Origin of the sequence: Sphingobacterium kitahiroshimense (assembly GCF_025961315.1) — a bacterium.
Lineage (GTDB): Bacteria > Bacteroidota > Bacteroidia > Sphingobacteriales > Sphingobacteriaceae > Sphingobacterium > Sphingobacterium anhuiense.
On the sequence record NZ_JAOQNK010000001.1, the window covers coordinates 5,611,850 to 5,631,090 of the forward strand.

The following is a 19,241-nucleotide window of genomic DNA, read 5'->3' on the forward strand; positions in this document are numbered from 1 at the left end:
TATGAGTGAGCAAAAAAACTTATTAGAGTCTCAAATTCGAGAAATTTATGGAAGAGTTGTTTATACACACAAAACCCATGAAAAATGTGCCGATGTTCTTAAGGAAAGAAGTGATTGCTTAAAATTTGCTGAAATTTTCTTATCGGCAGCAACTACTACCAGTATTTTAGTTGTAGTGCTCGGTGAAGGGAAAGCATTTCAATTTATCGCTGCACTTTGCTCAACAATATTACTTGGAATAACACTTTATTCCAAAGATTTCAATTTATTGGCGATAGCAGAAAAACATAAACAGGCAGCTTTAAATATTCTAGAAATAAGAGAAAAGCTACTTTCATTACTTGTCGATATTAGGATTGGAAATAAAGCAATAGAACATCTTCAGCAGACCAGAGACGAATTGAACGAAGAACTTATCAATACATATCGAGGTGCTCCTAAAACAATTAATAAGGCTTATCAAATTGCTTCCAAAGCACTTCAACAAAATGAGGAGTTTACATTTTCAGATGCAGAAATCGATAAGTTTTTACCAGAAAGCTTGAGAAAGAATTAGAATTATAGTTTATCAATTGATTGAAATAGATCAGGCACATCAACCCTTAACCAATAAAACTTTAAAAAGAATATGCAGCTTAATTACTTTCCAATAAATATTGAGTTTGAAAAATATCAAATCAATACTGAATTATATAGCGATGAACGTCTTACTGAATTAAGAGGTTTGTACAATGCTACGCATTCTTTTTTTAGAAACGGTGATTCTATATACATTTCCAACAAGGACAGTGATGACAGCACTCCAATTGGTATATTAACAGAACGAAGTACATATAGTGATCATCAGATCACAGCCTCATTGATAAAGCATATCTTTTTCAGAACTTTCAAAGACCGTTTCCCAAGATACACTCCCGTAGATTTTTATCCTTTCCGTTTCTTTTCGGGTAAAGACGATATCATTAAAAATGCCTTGCCAGATAGTTTAAAAGACAGGATAGGTTATAAAAAGCTCATTGAAGTGCAATTGCGTTTGACCGAGATCAATGGAAAAAAACGTTTCGGTTTCTTGGTCAATATCAAACGTAACTGGATTTTTGACATTAGTTGTGCTGAGTTACATTCAGAAGGATTTGAATTGATTGGTCTTGATGTATTGCATGCAGAAACCTTGCCTGGATTAACGAATATTCTCGCTCCCAATGAAGAATTTGTTGGAGTTCTAAAAGAAGTAATAGGAAACAAAGCAAAAGTTGAAACCAATGAAGGTTTGAAAGAATTTGAATTAAGTGAATTGCTAATTCGAAAAACAAAATTCAACATCGGGAAGTACCTGAGTTTTGCCACATCACCAGATAAAAGTGATGAAATATTGAACATCATTGAGGGTAAACGATCTGATATCTACAATCCCAAAAATCTCTATACCGAAATTAGTAAAATAGCAGAACACTTATTTAGTGAAAACGGAAAACTGGTTTTATTCCAGAATAAAGAAAGTTTTTGTTTTACGGTAGATAGCAAACCGATCTCTGTTTCAAATACGATGGAACTAAAAAATCCTACGTTTATTTTTGACCATGCTGTTACAAAGACCAATAATTATAACCCAGATGCAGGTCTGTCTAATTATGGCCCTTATGACAGCAATACATTTGATATCAAATCACCAAACATCCTTTCTATCTGTAACAAGAATACCCGTGGCAATTTCACAAAGTTCCTTTATAGTCTTAAAGATGGTATTCCGCAATCCAGATATTTCCAAAAAGGACTGCAAAAGAAATACGATTTGCAAGATATAGTATTTAACATTAAGGAAATTCAGGATTATACTATAAATGAATATCTAAATGCAATTAGAAGTGATGATGAAAGTAAACCAGATTTAGCTATTATTGAAATCCCAGCAGCATTTAAAAGATATGATGACCGAAATAATCCATATTATGCTATAAAAGCAAAATTACTTGCTCTTGAAATTCCGGTTCAATATGTTACTGCAGAGGTAGTAAAAAGCCATAATGAATACATTTTAAATTCACTTGCATTGCAAATTTATGCAAAGCTTGGCGGTATTCCTTGGGTTTTGCCTTCGCAGCGTTCGGTCGATAGAGAAATAGTAATTGGTATTGGGCATAGTTGGCTCAGGAAAAATCAATACGCAGGATCCGAACAAAACAGAGTGGTTGGTATCACAACCTTTCTTTCGGGAGATGGTCAGTATCTATTATCAGATAAAGTAAAAGATGTAGCTTTTGAAAATTACTTTTCGGAGTTGCTTAAAAGCCTAAAAAATTCCATCGAAAGGCTATCATCAGAATATGGTTGGGCAGAAGGTGATACTGTACGTCTAATTTTTCACATATTCAAACCTATCAAAAACACAGAGTTCGATGTAATCAGTCAACTGGTCAAAGAAATTAATCAGTATAAGATAAAATTTGCTTTTGTTACAATTAGCCAATCGCACCCAAATATGATTTTTGACACCACTCAGCAGGGTGTACAGAAGTATGGTAACAGCAATGTTATCGGTGCGTTTATCCCCAGCCGAGCAAGTAATGTTTTTTTGGATTCAGAAACTTGTATTGTTCAAATGTTGGGACCGAATGAATTGAAAACATCTAGGCAAGGGATGAGCAAGCCCATTCAAATTAAAATACGCACCCCACAAGGCAATTATGACAATAATGGATTGAATGATTTGATATTTCATGATTTGAGTTATATCACACAGCAAATATTCTCATTCACTTACCTGTCTTGGCGTAGTTTTTTACCAGGAGAAGAACCCGCAACAATGAAGTATTCCAACCTTATTTCACGCTTGCTCGGCAAAATGAGAAGTGTTCCTGGCTGGGATGCGGATAGCTTAAACTATGGATTAAAAAGAAAGAAATGGTTCCTTTAGAAGAAAAAACAGGTTATCTATCAAGAGTCACTGAAAGCCATAAACTTACAGCATTTAATAATTTGTTGTTAGGTAAGACTATTATTGTACCTGAAAGTCAAGATTTGAATGAGTCTGAGGAGTATTATTTTGAAATTGTAAATGCTATTCAGAAAAACAAGAAAGTAGATTTTGAAAAATATTTTGAAAAAAAATGTAAAAGTAAACCGAGTAAAGACTCTCCAGCTCCTTTTGTCAATGATGATTTTCTTATGTTCTCGTTTATTGTGGGTGTTTCAATATTTAGTATAAACAAGGATTGGGTAAACTATATAGTTTCTATCAGAAACAGAAATGCAATAACAATCACTTTTGAAAACATTTTAAACGAAAATTATTATAGCACAAGTAATTTGCCAGAGATTGTATTCGTGTTTCTTCAAATAAGCAATCAATCACTAATTACAAACGAGTTCGTAAACTTCACCTATAAAAAGTTGACTGAGAATATTAAATTATTTGAAAGTCGTAGCGATTTTCAAATTTTGTGTTCTATAAAAGCTTATGACTCAATACTGTTACTAAAGGAATTACCTGATAATAGTGAATTAAACTTGTTTAGGAGCTTTAATACCAAATTTATTAGACGCATAAAATACTTATCATGGATAATTCAAGCAGTTTTATTTGCTGGGTTAATTTATCTATTGCTTAAGCTTCCAAAGTACAGTCCTGAAACAATTCAATTTATTGAAACATACAACTACGCTTTTACAATTTTTGGAGCGTTGGGGCTTAGTCTTATAGGCAATTTAATACCTGCCTTTAAAAACAAATCACAAGAATTAATTATGAAAATGCTTGGCTATCCAAGTGAACTAATTATAAATTCTACAAAGAAGATATAAGTATCATGGACACACCCTCATTCATAGAAGACCATATTTCCCAAATTCCGGCGTTAAAATTGCTGATGAATATGGGCTGGAAATACCTATCGCCAGAGGAGGCTTTAGCAGCCCGTGGAGGAAGAAGCTCGAATGTGCTATTAGAAGATATTCTAAAAAGCCAAGTACAGAAGATTAATAAAATTGATTATAAGCAAAAGGAATTTGCTTTTTCCGAATCTAACATCAACAATGCAATACTTGCAATCAGGGATTTACCAGTACAAGATGGTTTTATAGCAGCGAATAAGGCCTATTACGAACTCATCACATTAGGGAAAAGTTTTGACCAAACGGTTTTAGGTGATAAAAAAAGTTTCTCTTTTCGTTATATTGACTGGGAAAAGTCGGAAAACAACATCTATCACATAACTGAAGAATATAGTGTACTACGTTCAGATAGAGCCGATCATTACCGACCAGATATTGTACTATTTATTAATGGTATTCCGATGGTCATTATTGAATGTAAGTCGCCTAAAATAAAAGAGCCTGTAGAAAAAGCCATTGAACAGCATTTAAGAAACCAGCAAGAAGACGGAATTCGAAGCTTGTATTTGTACTCCAATCTTACATTTGCTTTGGCCTCTAATGAAGCAAAATATGGTACAACCGCTACCAGCAAAGAATTTTGGGGAGTTTGGAAAGAAATGTTCCGTACTAAAGAAGAAGAACGTTTTTGGGAAAATAAAATCAACATTTTAAAGCACAAAGCTTTACCAGAAAATGAGCGTACAGTATTATTTAAAGAACGATTTAGAAAGGTCTGGCAATATTTTGAAAATTTAGAACAAGAGGAACAGGTTATTACTACGCAGGATAAACTACTCTTTAGTTTTTGCCATCCCAAACGATTATTGGAAATTATATATGATTTCACTTTGTATGATGACGGTATCAAAAAAGTAGCCCGATACCAGCAGTATTTTGCGATTAAAAACACGTTGACTAGAATCCTAAAAATCGATACCAAAGGTAATCACGAAGGTGGTGTGATTTGGCATACACAAGGAAGCGGAAAATCTTTGACTATGGTGATGCTAGCTCAATTAATTGCTTCACATCCGAATATTAAAAATCCTAAGATACTTTTGGTAACAGATCGTATTGATCTGGATGACCAGATAACAGAAACGTTCAAAAAATGTCATGTGCCAGTAGTTAATGCTGATAAAGGAGCATCAAAGGAAATAGCTAAAAAACTCAGAGGGGAAATACTGGATGATAACGAACAGGAAAAATTAAAGAAGGATACCAGCCTTTTAAAATTGATTACAGAATCCGGCGATGCAGTCATCACCACCCTAATTCATAAATTTGAAGCTGCTGTTAATGCAAGCCCTCAATCATTTGATAGCTCAGAAATTTACATTTTGATAGACGAAGGACACCGTTCACAATACGGTTCTTTCAATGTCAAAATGCAGAAAGTATTTCCAAATGCCTGTTTTATCGCATTTACTGGGACGCCATTGTTGAAAAAAGAAAAAAGCACAGCGAGTAAGTTTGGAGGCATTATCGATGTGTATTCGATTACGGATGCTGTAGAAGACGGAGCCGTTGTCCCTTTGTTATATGAAGGCAGGCATAACCTTATTGAGGTTAATGAAAAACCGTTGGATAATTATTTTGACAAGGTTTCGGAACCACTTACACCCTACGGAAAAGCGGCTTTGAAGAGAAAATACAGTTCGAAAAATATCCTTAATAAAGCCGATCAGGTTATTTACGCCAGAGCCTGGGATATCACTGAACATTATGTGGATAATTTTCAAGGCACTGGTTTTAAAGGGCAGCTGGTAACACCCAATAAAGCCACAGCAATTAAATACAAAGAGTATTTGGACGAAATTGGCAAAGTAAGCTCTGAAATAATCATGTCTGCTCCCGACACTCGGGAAGGCGAAGAAGACGCCTTTGATGTATCGGACGATAAAGTGAAAAAATTCTGGAATGTCCGAATGGATAAATACGGCACACAGGATAAATATGAAAAGTCTGTAATCGGTGCGTTTAAAAAACAAGACTTTCCTGAAATTATCATAGTGGTGGACAAACTACTGACGGGTTTTGATGCTCCAAGAAATATTGCGTTGTATTTGACCCGTCAATTAAAAGAACATACTTTGTTACAAGCTATTGCTCGTGTAAATCGTGTGTATCCTGGAAAGGATTATGGTTATATAATAGACTATTTTGGTAATTTGGAGAACTTGGACAACGCCATTCAGACATATTCCGGTGAGAATATGTTTGATGCAGAAGATTTAGCCGGAAGCTGGACAAATATAGTAGAAGAAATCAAAAAATTACCTCAGGCACATTCCGAGGTTTGGGATATTTTCAAAACTATTAAAAACAAATATGATGAACCGGCTTATGAAGAATTGCTTAGCGATGAAGCTATCCGGCATCAGTTTTATGAGAAAGTATCTGCTTTTGCACGTTTACTAAAACTGGCATTATCCAGTATTGATTTTGCTAACAACACCCCTGAAAAACAAATTGACAAGTATAAGTCTGATTTGAAATTCTTTTTGGCATTGCGTGTTTCTGTCAAAAGGAGATTTTCTGATGATATTGACTACAAGGAATATGAGCCACAGGTACAAAAATTAATTGACAAGCATATCACGACAGAGGGCGAAGTGCTTAGGATAACGGATTTAGTCGATATTTTTGACAAAGAACAACGAGAAGCTGAAGTTGAGAAATTAAGCAGTAAATCTGCTAAAGCGGATCATATCGCCAGCAGAACTATTCGAGCCATCAATATCAAAATGAATGAGGATCCCATCTTTTATAAAAAGCTGTCTAAACTCATTCGTGAAGCGATTGAAGAATATCATCAGCAAAGAATTGACGAAGCTGAATTCCTAAAAAAAGCTAAAGAGTATGAGGAGGCATTTTTAAAAGGAGAACGAGGGAATATTCCAAATGCTTTGCTAGGAAATGATACAGGTATTGCTATTTATAATCTTATAACTGATATTTTTAAAGATGTGCTTTCTGATAAAATCGAAGTTGCTACAGAGCTTGCTCTTGGTATAGATCAAGTAATCCGTTCAGTAGTATATCAAAATGATCAATTGATGGTAGATTGGCAGAACAAACCTGATATAGAAGGTAAAATTCGCATCGCTATTGATGATTACATCTTCGATTTGAAAAGCAAATACGACATTGACTTGTCTTTCGATGATATTGATCAGACCGTAGAAGAGGCATTAAAAGTAGCTAAAATCAAGTTTGTATGATGGTGGAAAATATCCATAAGATACAATTTGGTTCTGCTACAATTGAATATAGACTCGAATTTCAGGATAGAAAAAATTTGACTATTAAAGTCTATCCAGATTGTATTGTAAAAATAATAGCACCGTATGATACAGCGGTGGAAAAAATTACACAGCATATCAAAAAAAAAGCTCCATGGATCATCAAACAACAACGTGAATTTTTATCCTACCATCCATACACACCAGAACGAATATATGTCAATGGAGAAACACATCTGTATTTGGGAAGACAATATAAGCTACGTGTAGAAATAGGTAATAGAAATGAGGTGAAGCTTTTCAGAGGGCATATTACGGTACTTTCTAAAGAGGAAAATAACGTTAAAGATATTCTCGATAAGTGGTATCGAGAGAAGGCATTCGTTCATTTTGACGAGGTATTGAGTAAAGTGTATCCCATGTTTAAGAAATACAAAATCAATAAACCAGAATTACATATCCGCTCTATGGAAAAACGTTGGGGAAGTTGTACGCCAAATGGTAAGGTTATTCTAAATCCAGAGTTAATCAAAGCTCCTAAAGGTAGTATTGAGTATGTAGTTGTTCATGAATTGTGCCATTTAGTGCATCACAACCATACAAAGGCTTTCTATGATTTACAGGAGGTAATGATGCCAGACTGGAAGAAATGGAAAGAGAAGTTAGAACATAGTTTAGTGTGATTTATTTGTGCTTAAAAATAACATTGGGAAGTCTATAAAAACTCCCCAATGTCAAAATCACTCAAATCACTTTTCCGCAAAGTTGAAGAACTGTCTTCCGTTTCAGATGAAAGGGTGCTATCCAAAAGCTCGGCTATTCTTCGGGAAGCATCTTCCATAGAATTTTCCAATAGGCTGAATAATTCGGTTCCCTGTATTTTTTGAACTATCGCTATCGCTGTTTCCTTTTGGGCTGGTTCCAATTCTTCTTTTTGGAGCAACACCCCCACGGAGCTTAGTTCTTCAAAGGTAACCCCTTGGGCAAAACCGTCATCGCCACCGGATATTCCGTACCTGTTCCATTCTTCTTCCTCTTCCTCCAAATCAGGCATATTACTGAAAACTTCGTCCAGCTCTTCCTGCGGAATTTGAATACCCACGCTTTCATTTTCGTCGTATTCAATGTCTAAATTATCAGGGTTTATCTCTTGTTCCTCTATTTGGCTTTCATTGGCAGCGTTTGGCACTGAAAGGTTTCTTACAGGCTTGGGCTGGCCCATAATATCAGGTAGGTTCGGATTAACCTTTTCCTGCATTGGCTTATGCTCCGACCTTTTCTTAATGACAATCTTGTCCTGCACCAGCAGGGCAATGACTATGAGCAGGCATATCACAATTACTGTTTCCATAACGTAGGTTTTTTAAAACAAGCCTTTGTACTTTTCCTTGAACTCTTTTGTAATCATATCTTCAAATACTTTAAAATGATGTTCAAGAATATTATTGAGATAGGCAAACAAGGGTATTTTATCATCGCCTATAATCTGGACTATGCGGGTTAAACGCTCGTGATGTTCAGGACTTAGGTATATGCTTTTATTGCCTCTTTTCTGCATTTTATTCATTTGCATAAATGCATTTTCATAGGTTGTTTTAGCTGTATTGCTAACTGTATCGGAGTTGCTGCCGGCTGCAACAGTATTCCTGTTCTTTTTATCTTTCTTCATTATAAAATGGGTTTAAAATGTTCATTGAAATAATCGGTAATATCGTCCCCGTACTCTCTGAAATGATGTTCAAGAATATTGTCAATGTAAGAGTAGAGCGTTGTTCTTTCTTCCCTTGTCAGTTGAACGATGCGGAGCAATCTTTCGTGGTATTCAGGGCGTATGTAAACCACCTTGCCGTTACGCCCCGATGGAAACCGATTGACCAAAAACGTTTCCTCATAGTCCGCTTTCTTTGATGAACTGTTACGGACTTTTTCCCTGGGCTTTGTTTCCTTTGGTACATCCTGCTTTTTGTTATTGCTCGGTGGAGCAACAGGCTCATCGCCGCTTATGACGTTCATAAGGTATTCCTCATCAACATTGGGCTTTTCAAAATCGTTGTTTTTGTTATCTGAAGCCATACTTTACTATTTTTATAGATGAGTGATTTTTAAAAATTCCTCGACAAACAAATCCATTTTAGTTGCTTTCATTAACTGTGGTTCGGCAGGCAGCAAACTTGACCGGAATACATAACTACCTGTATCGTCTGTTTCCTTTCGGAAACGCTTGCTATCCATTATTCTTGTTTCCATTATAGGCAGGTTGAGTTCTTTGATGACACTTTGATACGCATCATACAAACCTGTTTTTTCCCTGCCGTCCACTTGGTTCCAAAATAGCCACATCTCTTGTTCGGGATTGCCCTCGTCCGTTTGGGGAAGTCCGAGAAAGGCTTTGGTAAAGCCCAATGTACTTTCCACTACCAAACGGTCGGCAGTAATGGGCGAAAAGATGAAGTCCATTTTTTTTAAGGTAGTCAGTACGCCTTTGGTATTGGCTGTTCCCGGCAGGTCGAAGAAAATAACATCCGGTACAACCACCGACTGGCTTCTGTATTCCGATGCTTTCTCCAAAGCTGTTTCAGCTTTGCATTTAATAATCGGGTACGCTTTTTTGTTGATGGCTTGAAACTGCTTCATTGCCGCCTTTTTATGGTAGTCGTTCTGCATTATGGTTCTCTTATCCCGTTCACGCATATTGGTCAGGCTGTGTTGCGGAAAGTCGCAGTCCATCACCAGCACATTAAAACCTAAACGGTAGTGAAGCACACTTGCCAGCAAAGTGGTCATTGTAGATTTTCCCACACCGCCTTTTTGGGTGGAGAAGCTGATTTTTAAAGTTTTCTTTGTTGTTTCCATTATTTAAAAATTTATTGTTACACACTTTATTTGTTTTGCAGGATTGAATATTGGTTTATCTGATTATTACCTCATTCCTATATTCCTGCATTCCCTTTTGGGTACTTTCCTGCACAGGTATCTGCTTTCATTTTTGCCTTGTCAGGTACATTCTTTGGTAAGTGGCAAACCTTGCAACAGGTAAATTGCTTTACCGCTTTTATGCTTTTACACTTTTATTGTTTTATGCTTTTAAAACCCTATGCTTTTATTCCAAACCGCTTGTTTGCAAACTTGATTTTCTTCTCTGTTTAGATACATTTTTTACTACCTGCACTAAAATTATACGGCAAATAAAGCGATTGATTTGCCCGCTGATTGCGGTGTGGCAGTGTTTGGCGTTCAAAGGCAGTGTTTGGCACTGCTATACAATACAATGCTTTCGTAAACAGGGCTTTACTTTGTACAATGATTTTTATTAATGGATTTATGCAAAATTCTTTTGACAAATCGGAGGGTAACGGGAACGGCATCGAGCCGTTTTTCCCTGTTACATTTAATCCGTCCCGCAGGGCGGATTTTTGTGTTCAACGGAACACGGCAAGTTGTGTTTTGAGGCACTCGAAACCGAGTTAGTGCCTCAAAACAACTTGCCCTGCTGGGAGCTTAAAAAACGTCTTCCGAAGTCAGCGTTTTTGTGTGAATTTATAATGGATTAGTGATGAACGAGAACAATAACAAAAAACAGAATAAGGGCGGACGGAGAGCTAAGACCGACCCAAGCATCCACCGCCACGTTTTCCGCCTTACAGACGAAGAAAATACCAAACTTTTATCGCTTTTTGAAGCATCGGGAATGCCCAATAAAGCAAAGTTTATCATTTCCCTGCTGTTCAATAAGGAAATGAAATCGGTTAAAATTGACAAGGGAACGGTTGATTTTTATATGCGATTGACCTCGTTTCACAGCCAGTTTCGCTCCATAGGTGTGAATTATAACCAGATTGTAAAGCTGTTGTACAAGAATTTTTCCGAGAAAAAAGCCGCAGCATTCCTTTACAAATTGGAAAAGCAGACGGCTGAAATGGCGATGCTATGCCAAAAAATCATTCAGATAACTGAAGAATTTGAAGCAAAACATCTAAAAAAACAGTCTTAGAAATGATAGCGAAAATCGGAAGAAGGGAAAATTTATACGGAGCTTTGGCTTACAATCAGCTCAAAGTAGAGAATGAAAACGGACAGATTTTGTTTGCCAATAAGATGATTGAAACTGCCAACGGTCAATATTCCGTTGCACAATTAGCCCAATCTTTTGTGCCTTACCTGATAGCCAACCGCAATACCGAAAAACATACGTTGCATATTTCGCTCAACCCTGACCCGAATGATAAGGTAAGCGATGATAAGTTCAGGGAAATGGCAGAAGAATATATGAAGGAAATGGGTTACGGCGAACAGCCATTTGTGGTATTTAAACATACTGATATTGACCGAAGCCATATTCATATTGTATCAGTTTGCGTGGACGAAGATGGCAAAAAAATTTCAGACAAATTCGAGAAAATGCGGTCTATGAATATGTGCCGTGAGCTTGAAAGAAAACACGGATTGATACCCGCAACAGAGAAGGAGCATCGGCAGAACGACAAGGTTTTCCGTCCGGTCGATTATCGTGCAGGCGATATAAAAAGCCAAATCGCTTCAGTAGTTCGCCACTTACCGAATTATTACAAGTTTCAGACTTTGGGAGAATACAATGCTTTGCTTTCCCTGTTCAATGTTACTATCGAAAAAGTGGAGGGCGAATTGCAGGGTCAGATACGGCAGGGTTTATTATACATTCCGTTAAATGACAAAGGAGAAAGAACCGGACATCCATTCAAGGCTTCGCTTTTCGGAAAAAACGCAGGGCTGCCGACTTTGGAATTGCATTTTGCAAAAAGCAAAGAGGCTTTAAAAGACCACCCGGCAAAGCCAACCATTAAAGCTGCCGTTACCGTTGCCCTGCAATCAACAAATGATGAGCAGGGTTTTAAAAAGCTGTTAGGCGAACAAGGCATTAACGTAGTGGTGCGAAGGAATGATACAGGGCGTATTTACGGAATGACATTTATAGACCACAATTCTAAAGCGGTTTGGAACGGTTCACGGTTGAGCAAGGAACTTTCTGCCAATGCCCTTAATGATTATTGGAACAATAACATCAAACCGGAGATTAAAGAGCCCGTTGAATTACAACCGAAAAGATCTACTTCAAATGATGCAAATCTTCCTGAGGAAGAACCACATCATTTGTTCGACTTCTTAAATACTGAAAAGCGCGAAGACGGTTTGATTGAAGCATTGGGCGGTTTGCTTCCCGAAGCACAGGGCGAGGATTATGAGGAACAGGATTTTGCCAATAAAATGAAGAAAAAAAGAAAACGCCAAAAAGGTCAGCGATAACACAATCAGCCAAATACTGCCATGCACCGCCAATGCCTGCCATATCCTTACAGCCAATATTTATAGCGTTTAAATTCACGCCCGAACATTAAAATTAAAACAATGCAGGGAGAAGACGATTTAAGAGGACTGGCCAAGATAATGGCTTTTATGCGGGCAGTAAGTATCCTTTTGGTACTGATGCACCTTTATTGGTTCTGCTACGGTTTCTTTATGGAACGTGGTTGGACGTTGGAAGTAATCAACAAAATATTAGGCAATTTTCAGCGTACCGCCGGACTGTTTTCGCACACTTTATATACCAAAGCATTTGCTTTGGCATTGCTAGCTTTGAGCTGTCTGGGAACCAAAGGCGTAAAAAATGAAAAAATAACATGGCCTAAAATTTACGTGGCTTTGGGTATTGGATTTGTGTTGTTCTTTCTGAATACGCCATTGTTAAAACTATCTCCGGTAATAGGCACATTTTTTTATATCCTTACTATCTCGTTAGGTTATATTGCCTTGTTGATGGCAGGTGTATGGATGAGCCGGCTGCTCCGTACTAACCTTATGGACGATGTTTTCAATAATGAAAACGAGAGCTTTCAGCAGGAAACTAAGCTGATGGAAAACGAATATTCTGTCAATCTCCCTACCAGGTTTTATTACAAAGGAAAATGGAACAACGGTTGGATAAACATTGTAAATCCCTTTAGGGCATCAATCGTACTTGGTACTCCGGGTTCAGGAAAATCCTATGCAATCGTAAATAATTACATCAAGCAACAAATTGAGAAAGGCTTCTCAATGTACATATACGATTTCAAGTTTGACGACCTTTCCACCATTGCCTACAATCATTTATTGAAGCATCAGGATAAATACGAAGTTCAACCCAAATTTTACGTCATCAACTTTGACGATCCACGTAAGAGCCACCGTTGCAATCCGCTCAATCCCGATTTTATGACGGACATATCCGATGCTTACGAAGCAGCTTATACCATAATGCTGAACCTCAATCGAAGTTGGATACTGAAGCAAGGCGATTTTTTCGTGGAAAGCCCAATTATCTTATTGGCGGCAATTATTTGGTATCTGAAAATCTACGAAGACGGTAAGTATTGTACATTCCCACACGCCATTGAATTGCTTAACAAAAAGTATTCTGATGTTTTCACCATTCTCACTTCTTATCCCGATTTGGAAAACTATTTGTCGCCATTTATGGATGCGTGGCAAGGTGGGGCACAAGACCAACTACAGGGACAAATTGCATCGGCGAAAATTCCTTTATCAAGAATGATTTCTCCACAGTTGTACTGGGTAATGACTGGCGATGATTTTTCTTTAGATATTAACAATCCGAAAGAGCCAAAGATTTTGTGTGTTGGTAATAATCCCGACCGTCAAAATATTTATTCCGCAGCTTTGGGTTTGTATAATTCAAGGATTGTAAAGCTCATCAACAAAAAAGGGCAATTAAAGAGTTCGGTTATTATAGATGAGTTGCCGACAATTTACTTCAGAGGACTGGATAATTTGATTGCAACAGCAAGAAGCAATAAAGTGGCGGTTTGTTTGGGTTTTCAAGATTTCTCGCAATTAACCCGTGATTACGGCGATAAGGAAAGTAAGGTAATCCAAAATACGGTAGGCAATATTTTCAGCGGTCAAGTGGTTGGCGAAACTGCAAAAAGTCTTTCGGAACGCTTCGGAAAAGTTTTGCAGAAACGCCAAAGTGTATCCATCAATAGAAATGATACATCAACTTCCATTTCTACACAATTAGACAGTTTGATACCTGCATCAAAAATCTCTACCCTTACACAAGGTCTTTTTGTAGGTTCTGTGTCGGATAATTTTGACGAACGTATTGAACAGAAAATCTTTCACGCTGAAATTGTAGTAGATAACGAAAAAGTGACTACCGAAACAAAAGCTTATCAGAAGTTACCACAAATTTTATCTTTCGTAAATGAACAAGGCGAGGATAAGATGAAGCAAGAAATTGAAGCCAATTACAAGCAGATTAAAGTGGATATTGTGCAGATTATCACCGCGGAATTGGAACGTATTAAGAATGACCCGAACTTACAGCATTTGGTGCAAAAAGAATAATTAATCCATGAAGTTAGATCAATCAAAATTTGAAGTAATTGATGACAATAAAAGCAGGATTATCAACATAATCATTGATTTGGTACACCCTTAGGACAAGGATGCTAATTCCCCAGCTTTCAACTAAAAATGAACTAAACTTTCCGCTGGTTATCAAAATGGTATATCTTGTAGTCTTTTTGGTAGCACCTAATTTTGAGTACCATTGTAATTTTGCTTTATAACAAATACGTAAAATATTATGAGTAAACAAGCATTAATTATAATTGACATTCAAAATGATTATTTCGAAAATGGAGCTTTACCTTTAGTCAATCCGATACAAGCAAGTATTAACGCAAGTAAAGTTCTGGAACACTTTAGGGCAAAGAATTTACCGATTGCACACATTCAACACGTAAGCCCAAATGGTGCACCATTTATGGCTTTGGGTACAAATGGTGTTGAAATCCATGAAAATGTAAAACCACTTGATGGAGAAAAAGTATTTAAAAAAAACTACCCAAATAGTTTCAGAGGAACAGGTCTTTTAGATTATTTAAAAAAAAATGACGTAACTGAAGTCGTAATCACTGGGATGATGACGCATATGTGTGTTGATGCCACTACTAGAGCCGCATTTGACTTTGAATATAAATGTATTGTAATTGATGATGCTTGTGCTTCTCGTGACCTTGAAATTAACGGAAAAACTGTAAAAGCAGAAGATGTGCATAATGCATTTCTTGCCGCATTAGCATTCTTTTACGCTGAAATAAAGAATACAGAAGAATTTCTATCAGTCTAAATAGATAAGTGGGGATTAAAAAATGATCCTACAATGCCTCCAGAAAAGATTAACCTTTTTGGAGGCATTGCAATCCCTGTAGAGCATAGAAACACTGTAAAAATTGTTCGAAAAGAAATAACAAAAGAACTTGTGAAAGTAATAAAAATTTAAAAAAATAGCATGAAAAAAATAATTCTAGGAATGGCATTTACGATGTTATCTGCCTTTTCATTTGCACAAATCAATCCAGATACAAAACAGAGTGTTCAGCTCATTAGAAATGCAACATTGTTGATTGAGTATGGCGGAAAAAAAATTTTGGTTGACCCAATGTTTTCGCCAAAAGGAACAATTGATTCTTGGGCTGGAATTCAAAAAAATCCTACAGTTGAATTAAAAATTCCGATTGAAGAAATCGTTAAAGATGTTGATTTGGTACTTGTGAGCCACTCCCACGAAGATCATTTTGATAAATTTGCAAGTCAAAATCTGGACAAATCCATCGATTTGATTATGCAGCCTGCCGATATAGATTTTTTCAAAAAAGAAAATTTTACCAATGCAGCTGCATTAGAGGGTAGTAAAGTATGGGATGGTATAACTATCCATCGAACAGAGGGACAACACGGAAGCGGTGAGGTATTGAAAATGATGGGCAAAACCTCAGGATTTGTATTGCAAGCAGAAAATCAACCAACGGTTTATATTGTAGGAGATGCTATCTGGACAGAAGATATCAAAAAGACTATTAAAAAATTTAAGCCTGACTATATCATTGTAAATTCCGGAGGGGCACTTGTCCAAGGATTTGAAAACTTACCCATTATTATGGATGAAGCGCAAACAATGGAATTGATAAAAAACAGTGGAAAAGCAAAAGTTATTGCTGTTCATATGGAAGCGTTGGATCACTGCCGCACAACCAGAAGTTCTTTAAAAAAGAAAGCAACCGAATTGAAAATCGGTACAGATAAGCTGATGATTCCAGAAGATGGAGAAATGATTAAACTGTCTAATTAAACTGCAAGTGATAATTAGAAAATCCTAAAACTATTGAATTCATTAGTTTTAGGATTTTTTATTTTATAAATTTTGCTTGAAGTTCCAATATTGAAACATATAATAAAAGACAGCCACTACTGATGATAAAGATTTACAAAAAGCAATTGAGGAAGCGTTTAGTCTTATCTCTAGAATTGTTTGCAGAGAATTGCATGAAAATTAGCAACGATAATAAGTGAAGAACGAATACCAAAAAAAATGTTGAATAATCAAGAGACTTCAAAAGAGCAATCACGTGCAAATAGATTTTGGCAATACTTAAAGAAAAATATATTTACGGTATTGATGGTGATAATTATAGGGGCAATGCTTTTTAGCCCAGATACGAAATCATTCGTGCTCCGGCAATTAATGGTAACAGGGATTTTTAATGCGAGTATTGACAAAAAAGATGGACATGCAACAAGCCAAATTAATACAGATTTTGAGTTTGTGGACGAAAAAGGAAATGTTCAAAACACTTCATCATTAAGAGGCAAGGTAGTGTTTATCAATTTTTGGGCATCGTGGTGTCCGCCTTGTCGGGCTGAATTTCCGTCTATAGAAGTACTTTATTCCAAATTCAAAAACAATCCAAATGTATTCTTTTTAACCATCAACGAGGGCAGTGATCTTTCTTTAGCAAAAGCTTATCTGAACAATGAAAAGTTTACCATTCCTTTTTATCAATCCAGCGGTAATGTCCCTTCAGAAATATTTGCTGGATCATTGCCTACAACGGTTATATTGGATAAAAATGGGAAAATAAGATTTCACGAAACTGGTTTTGCTAACTACGCATCAGATAAATTCGTGAAGCAGATGGAGGAATTGATAAGGGAATAGAAACTACGAACTCAATGAGGTACCATTTTGATAATTTTTTTGCAGAAATAATTATCTTTGTATCGATAAAAATGTACAAATGAAATGATGTGATTTCGTTTTTAATTTTAATAATTAAAGAAAAAAATAGTTGAAAACAATAAAATTTGATAAGACTGAATGCGGGGTAGATTTTCTCCTCAACGTACTTCCATCTGATGAAATCGGAGATACATATCTTGATCAAAAACTGTTTAATACAGATTATTTTGAAATTGTTTTTATAAAGAAAGGGAGCGGTCAGCTTACACTCAACTACCAAAAAATAAATATAGAGGACAACAGTATTATTTTTATTTCCCCTTTTCAAAAACGCCAATGGAACCTCAATAAAGATAATCTGGAATTTACGTCCTTGGTTTTTCAAGAAGATTTTCTAAATGAATTTTTCTCTGATAAACTTTTCACTTACCGTTTATCTTATTTCTATCAGTTAGAATTCCCTTTAAATATGCAGGTCGAGAAAGAAAGCATAGGTATGTATTGTGTTTTGTTATCAGAGATTAAAGCAGAATTGCGGAAAACCAGAATAGACAGTGTGCATATCATCCGCTCCCTAATCTATTACCTTTTACAAAAATTGAACAGAGTGTACGCCGAAAAGCACCAATTATCATTAAAAAATCACGACTCAAATTATGCCTTTCAATTCAAAAAACTAATTGAAACAAATATTGAAAACAAGCAACGGATCAGCGATTATACAGACTTAATGGGCATCAGTCGTATTACGCTAAATAAATCTGTAAAAGACCAATTCAATGTAACTGCAACTCATTTGTTGAAGCAAAGATTGTTGGTAGAAATAAAAGATTACCTCATCCATTCTGAAATGACCGTTTCTGAAATTGCTCATAAACTCAACATTTCAGAACCCAACCATTTGATGCGTTTTTTTAAAAGTCAGACAGGAATGACGACCACCGAATTTTTAGTTGACTATCAGAATGATATCGTTTCGTAATGATTTGGTAGCTCCAAGCTTACAACATTTGGTGCCGCAAGAGTAATCAATTCAAAAAAGTGACCGGACTTTCCCCACGCCATTTTAAATATATTAAAGGGATAAAAGAAAGCCTTTGAATGAGCTATAAAACAATAGCACTCTGAAATGAGTGCTATTGTTTTTGATTTCTTTGAACAATACAGGGGGTTATTTACCCCAAAAGATATCTTCGGCTTCCTGGTCTTCGGAAAACAACCATACCTCTGTAATTTTTCCAGCCTCAATCTCAAACAAATCAAGACCCGCCATATCCATTTTACGGTCATCAATCGTACCGCTGAAACGCAACGGCATTGAGACCAAATTACCATTAACCATTAAGTTTCCGTTGGGCGTTAAGGCAAAAGTTCCTTTGGAAACTTCCATCATAGCTCCAATCATCTTACCGATTTCGTCCGCCCCTTTTTTCAATCCCGAAAATTGATTGTTTCCGGGCTGATGCCATTGGACTTCTTCGCTGAAAAATGAAAACGCAGTTGGCACATCACCTTTACCCAAGGCTTCCGCATAAGCCATTATTACTTCTTTAGCAGTCATAATATTTTCTTTTTTAAATGTTTATTGTACAAAATTATAACATTACCTACCTTTGCACAAGTACTTACTTACACGTTTGGTACTTACTAAATAGTTAGAATTACTGATTATCAATGGAAAAGAACTTAAAAATAAATCCACCTTGCGATGATAGCTGCCCTGTTAGAGCGTCTTTAACTTTACTAGGTGGTAAATGGACATTAATGATATTGTTCCAGATCAACGAAGGTGTTATGCGGTATGGTGAATTGAAAAGGGCTGTTACTGGTATCAGTGAAAAAATGTTGATTCAAGAATTGAATATGCTTGTTGCAAATAGATTAGTTAGTAAAAAGGTCTATCCCGAAATCCCTCCTAAAGTAGAGTATACATTAACTGAATTAGGATTGAAGACTTTACCTATTGTCAATAAACTAGCTGAATTCGGTTTAGAGAATTTGGTTTGATGATATGAGGCTAACAGAGATCAACACCGTTAAAAGAACAAACAATTTAGTAGTCA

Annotated in this window: 18 protein-coding genes; 13 read left to right on the plus strand and 5 right to left on the minus strand. The window is 36.3% G+C overall.

The features are described from left to right. Nucleotide 1 precedes the first annotated feature (1 nt). The 5 genes from M2265_RS23995 to M2265_RS24015 all read left to right on the plus strand — a co-directional run bounded on the left by M2265_RS23995 (nt 2) and on the right by M2265_RS24015 (nt 7,801). On the plus strand, nt 2-556 hold the full coding sequence (locus M2265_RS23995; RefSeq protein WP_055133794.1) for an SLATT domain-containing protein: 555 nt from the start codon (nt 2-4) through the stop codon (nt 554-556). 72 nt (nt 557-628) lie between these two features. Beyond that, nucleotides 629-2,914, plus strand: coding sequence for a Piwi domain-containing protein (locus M2265_RS24000; RefSeq protein WP_059333817.1), 2,286 nt, complete (start codon nt 629-631; stop codon nt 2,912-2,914). Further along, nucleotides 2,902-3,801, plus strand: coding sequence for a hypothetical protein (locus M2265_RS24005; RefSeq protein WP_055133796.1), 900 nt, complete (start codon nt 2,902-2,904; stop codon nt 3,799-3,801). The genes M2265_RS24000 and M2265_RS24005 overlap by 13 nt, the downstream gene beginning before the upstream one ends. Before the next feature lie 5 nt (nt 3,802-3,806). After that, the gene (locus M2265_RS24010) at nt 3,807-7,097 is read left to right on the plus strand and encodes a type I restriction endonuclease subunit R (RefSeq protein ID WP_055133797.1); all 3,291 of its coding nucleotides are present in this window, start codon (nt 3,807-3,809) and stop codon (nt 7,095-7,097) included. Beyond that, entirely contained in the window at nt 7,094-7,801 is a 708-nt protein-coding gene (locus M2265_RS24015; protein ID WP_235524276.1) for a M48 family metallopeptidase, read from the plus strand. The genes M2265_RS24010 and M2265_RS24015 overlap by 4 nt, the downstream gene beginning before the upstream one ends. A gap of 32 nt (nt 7,802-7,833) precedes the next feature. Here the strand turns inward: M2265_RS24015 and M2265_RS24020 are convergent, their stop codons facing one another. The 4 genes from M2265_RS24020 to M2265_RS24035 are packed head-to-tail and all read right to left on the minus strand — an operon-like array spanning nt 7,834 to nt 9,971. Next, nucleotides 7,834-8,469, minus strand: a complete 636-nt coding sequence (locus tag M2265_RS24020) for a hypothetical protein (protein ID WP_055133799.1) — start codon at nt 8,467-8,469, stop codon at nt 7,834-7,836. Between the two features lie 12 nt (nt 8,470-8,481). Continuing rightward, nucleotides 8,482-8,787, minus strand: coding sequence for a DUF3408 domain-containing protein (locus M2265_RS24025; RefSeq protein WP_055133800.1), 306 nt, complete (start codon nt 8,785-8,787; stop codon nt 8,482-8,484). Then, nucleotides 8,787-9,191, minus strand: a complete 405-nt coding sequence (locus M2265_RS24030; protein ID WP_055133801.1) for a DUF3408 domain-containing protein — start codon at nt 9,189-9,191, stop codon at nt 8,787-8,789. Before M2265_RS24030 ends, M2265_RS24025 begins: the two co-directional genes overlap by 1 nt. Nucleotides 9,192-9,203: 12 nt before the next feature. Beyond that, nucleotides 9,204-9,971: a ParA family protein gene (locus tag M2265_RS24035; protein ID WP_055133802.1), complete on the minus strand. Its 768-nt coding sequence runs from the start codon at nt 9,969-9,971 to the stop codon at nt 9,204-9,206. 700 nt (nt 9,972-10,671) lie between these two features. On the opposite strand from M2265_RS24035, the gene mobA reads away from it, so the two are divergent. The 7 genes from mobA to M2265_RS24070 all read left to right on the plus strand — a co-directional run bounded on the left by mobA (nt 10,672) and on the right by M2265_RS24070 (nt 18,160). Beyond that, nucleotides 10,672-11,109 (plus strand): conjugal transfer protein MobA, encoded by a 438-nt coding sequence (gene mobA, locus M2265_RS24040; protein ID WP_132772565.1) that lies wholly within the window; start codon nt 10,672-10,674, stop codon nt 11,107-11,109. A 2-nt stretch (nt 11,110-11,111) separates the two neighbouring features. Continuing rightward, entirely contained in the window at nt 11,112-12,398 is a 1,287-nt protein-coding gene (gene mobB / locus M2265_RS24045) for a conjugal transfer protein MobB (RefSeq protein WP_132772567.1), read from the plus strand. Between the two features lie 102 nt (nt 12,399-12,500). After that, nucleotides 12,501-14,501, plus strand: a complete 2,001-nt coding sequence (gene mobC, locus M2265_RS24050) for a conjugal transfer protein MobC (RefSeq protein WP_132772569.1) — start codon at nt 12,501-12,503, stop codon at nt 14,499-14,501. A gap of 241 nt (nt 14,502-14,742) precedes the next feature. Next, complete coding sequence (locus M2265_RS24055) at nt 14,743-15,288, plus strand: cysteine hydrolase family protein (RefSeq protein WP_132772571.1); 546 nt, start codon at nt 14,743-14,745, stop codon at nt 15,286-15,288. 162 nt (nt 15,289-15,450) lie between these two features. Further along, nucleotides 15,451-16,290 (plus strand): MBL fold metallo-hydrolase, encoded by an 840-nt coding sequence (locus M2265_RS24060; RefSeq protein WP_132772573.1) that lies wholly within the window; start codon nt 15,451-15,453, stop codon nt 16,288-16,290. 240 nt (nt 16,291-16,530) lie between these two features. Further along, nucleotides 16,531-17,157 (plus strand): TlpA family protein disulfide reductase, encoded by a 627-nt coding sequence (locus M2265_RS24065; RefSeq protein WP_132772575.1) that lies wholly within the window; start codon nt 16,531-16,533, stop codon nt 17,155-17,157. Between the two features lie 130 nt (nt 17,158-17,287). After that, on the plus strand, nt 17,288-18,160 hold the full coding sequence (locus tag M2265_RS24070; RefSeq protein ID WP_132772576.1) for an AraC family transcriptional regulator: 873 nt from the start codon (nt 17,288-17,290) through the stop codon (nt 18,158-18,160). A 189-nt stretch (nt 18,161-18,349) separates the two neighbouring features. Here M2265_RS24070 and M2265_RS24075 read toward each other — a convergent pair whose 3' ends face one another. Then, nucleotides 18,350-18,739 (minus strand): nuclear transport factor 2 family protein, encoded by a 390-nt coding sequence (locus M2265_RS24075; RefSeq protein WP_132772578.1) that lies wholly within the window; start codon nt 18,737-18,739, stop codon nt 18,350-18,352. 113 nt (nt 18,740-18,852) lie between these two features. On the opposite strand from M2265_RS24075, the gene M2265_RS24080 reads away from it, so the two are divergent. Further along, complete coding sequence (locus M2265_RS24080) at nt 18,853-19,185, plus strand: winged helix-turn-helix transcriptional regulator (RefSeq protein WP_132772580.1); 333 nt, start codon at nt 18,853-18,855, stop codon at nt 19,183-19,185. The last annotated feature ends 56 nt before the right edge of the window (nt 19,186-19,241 follow it).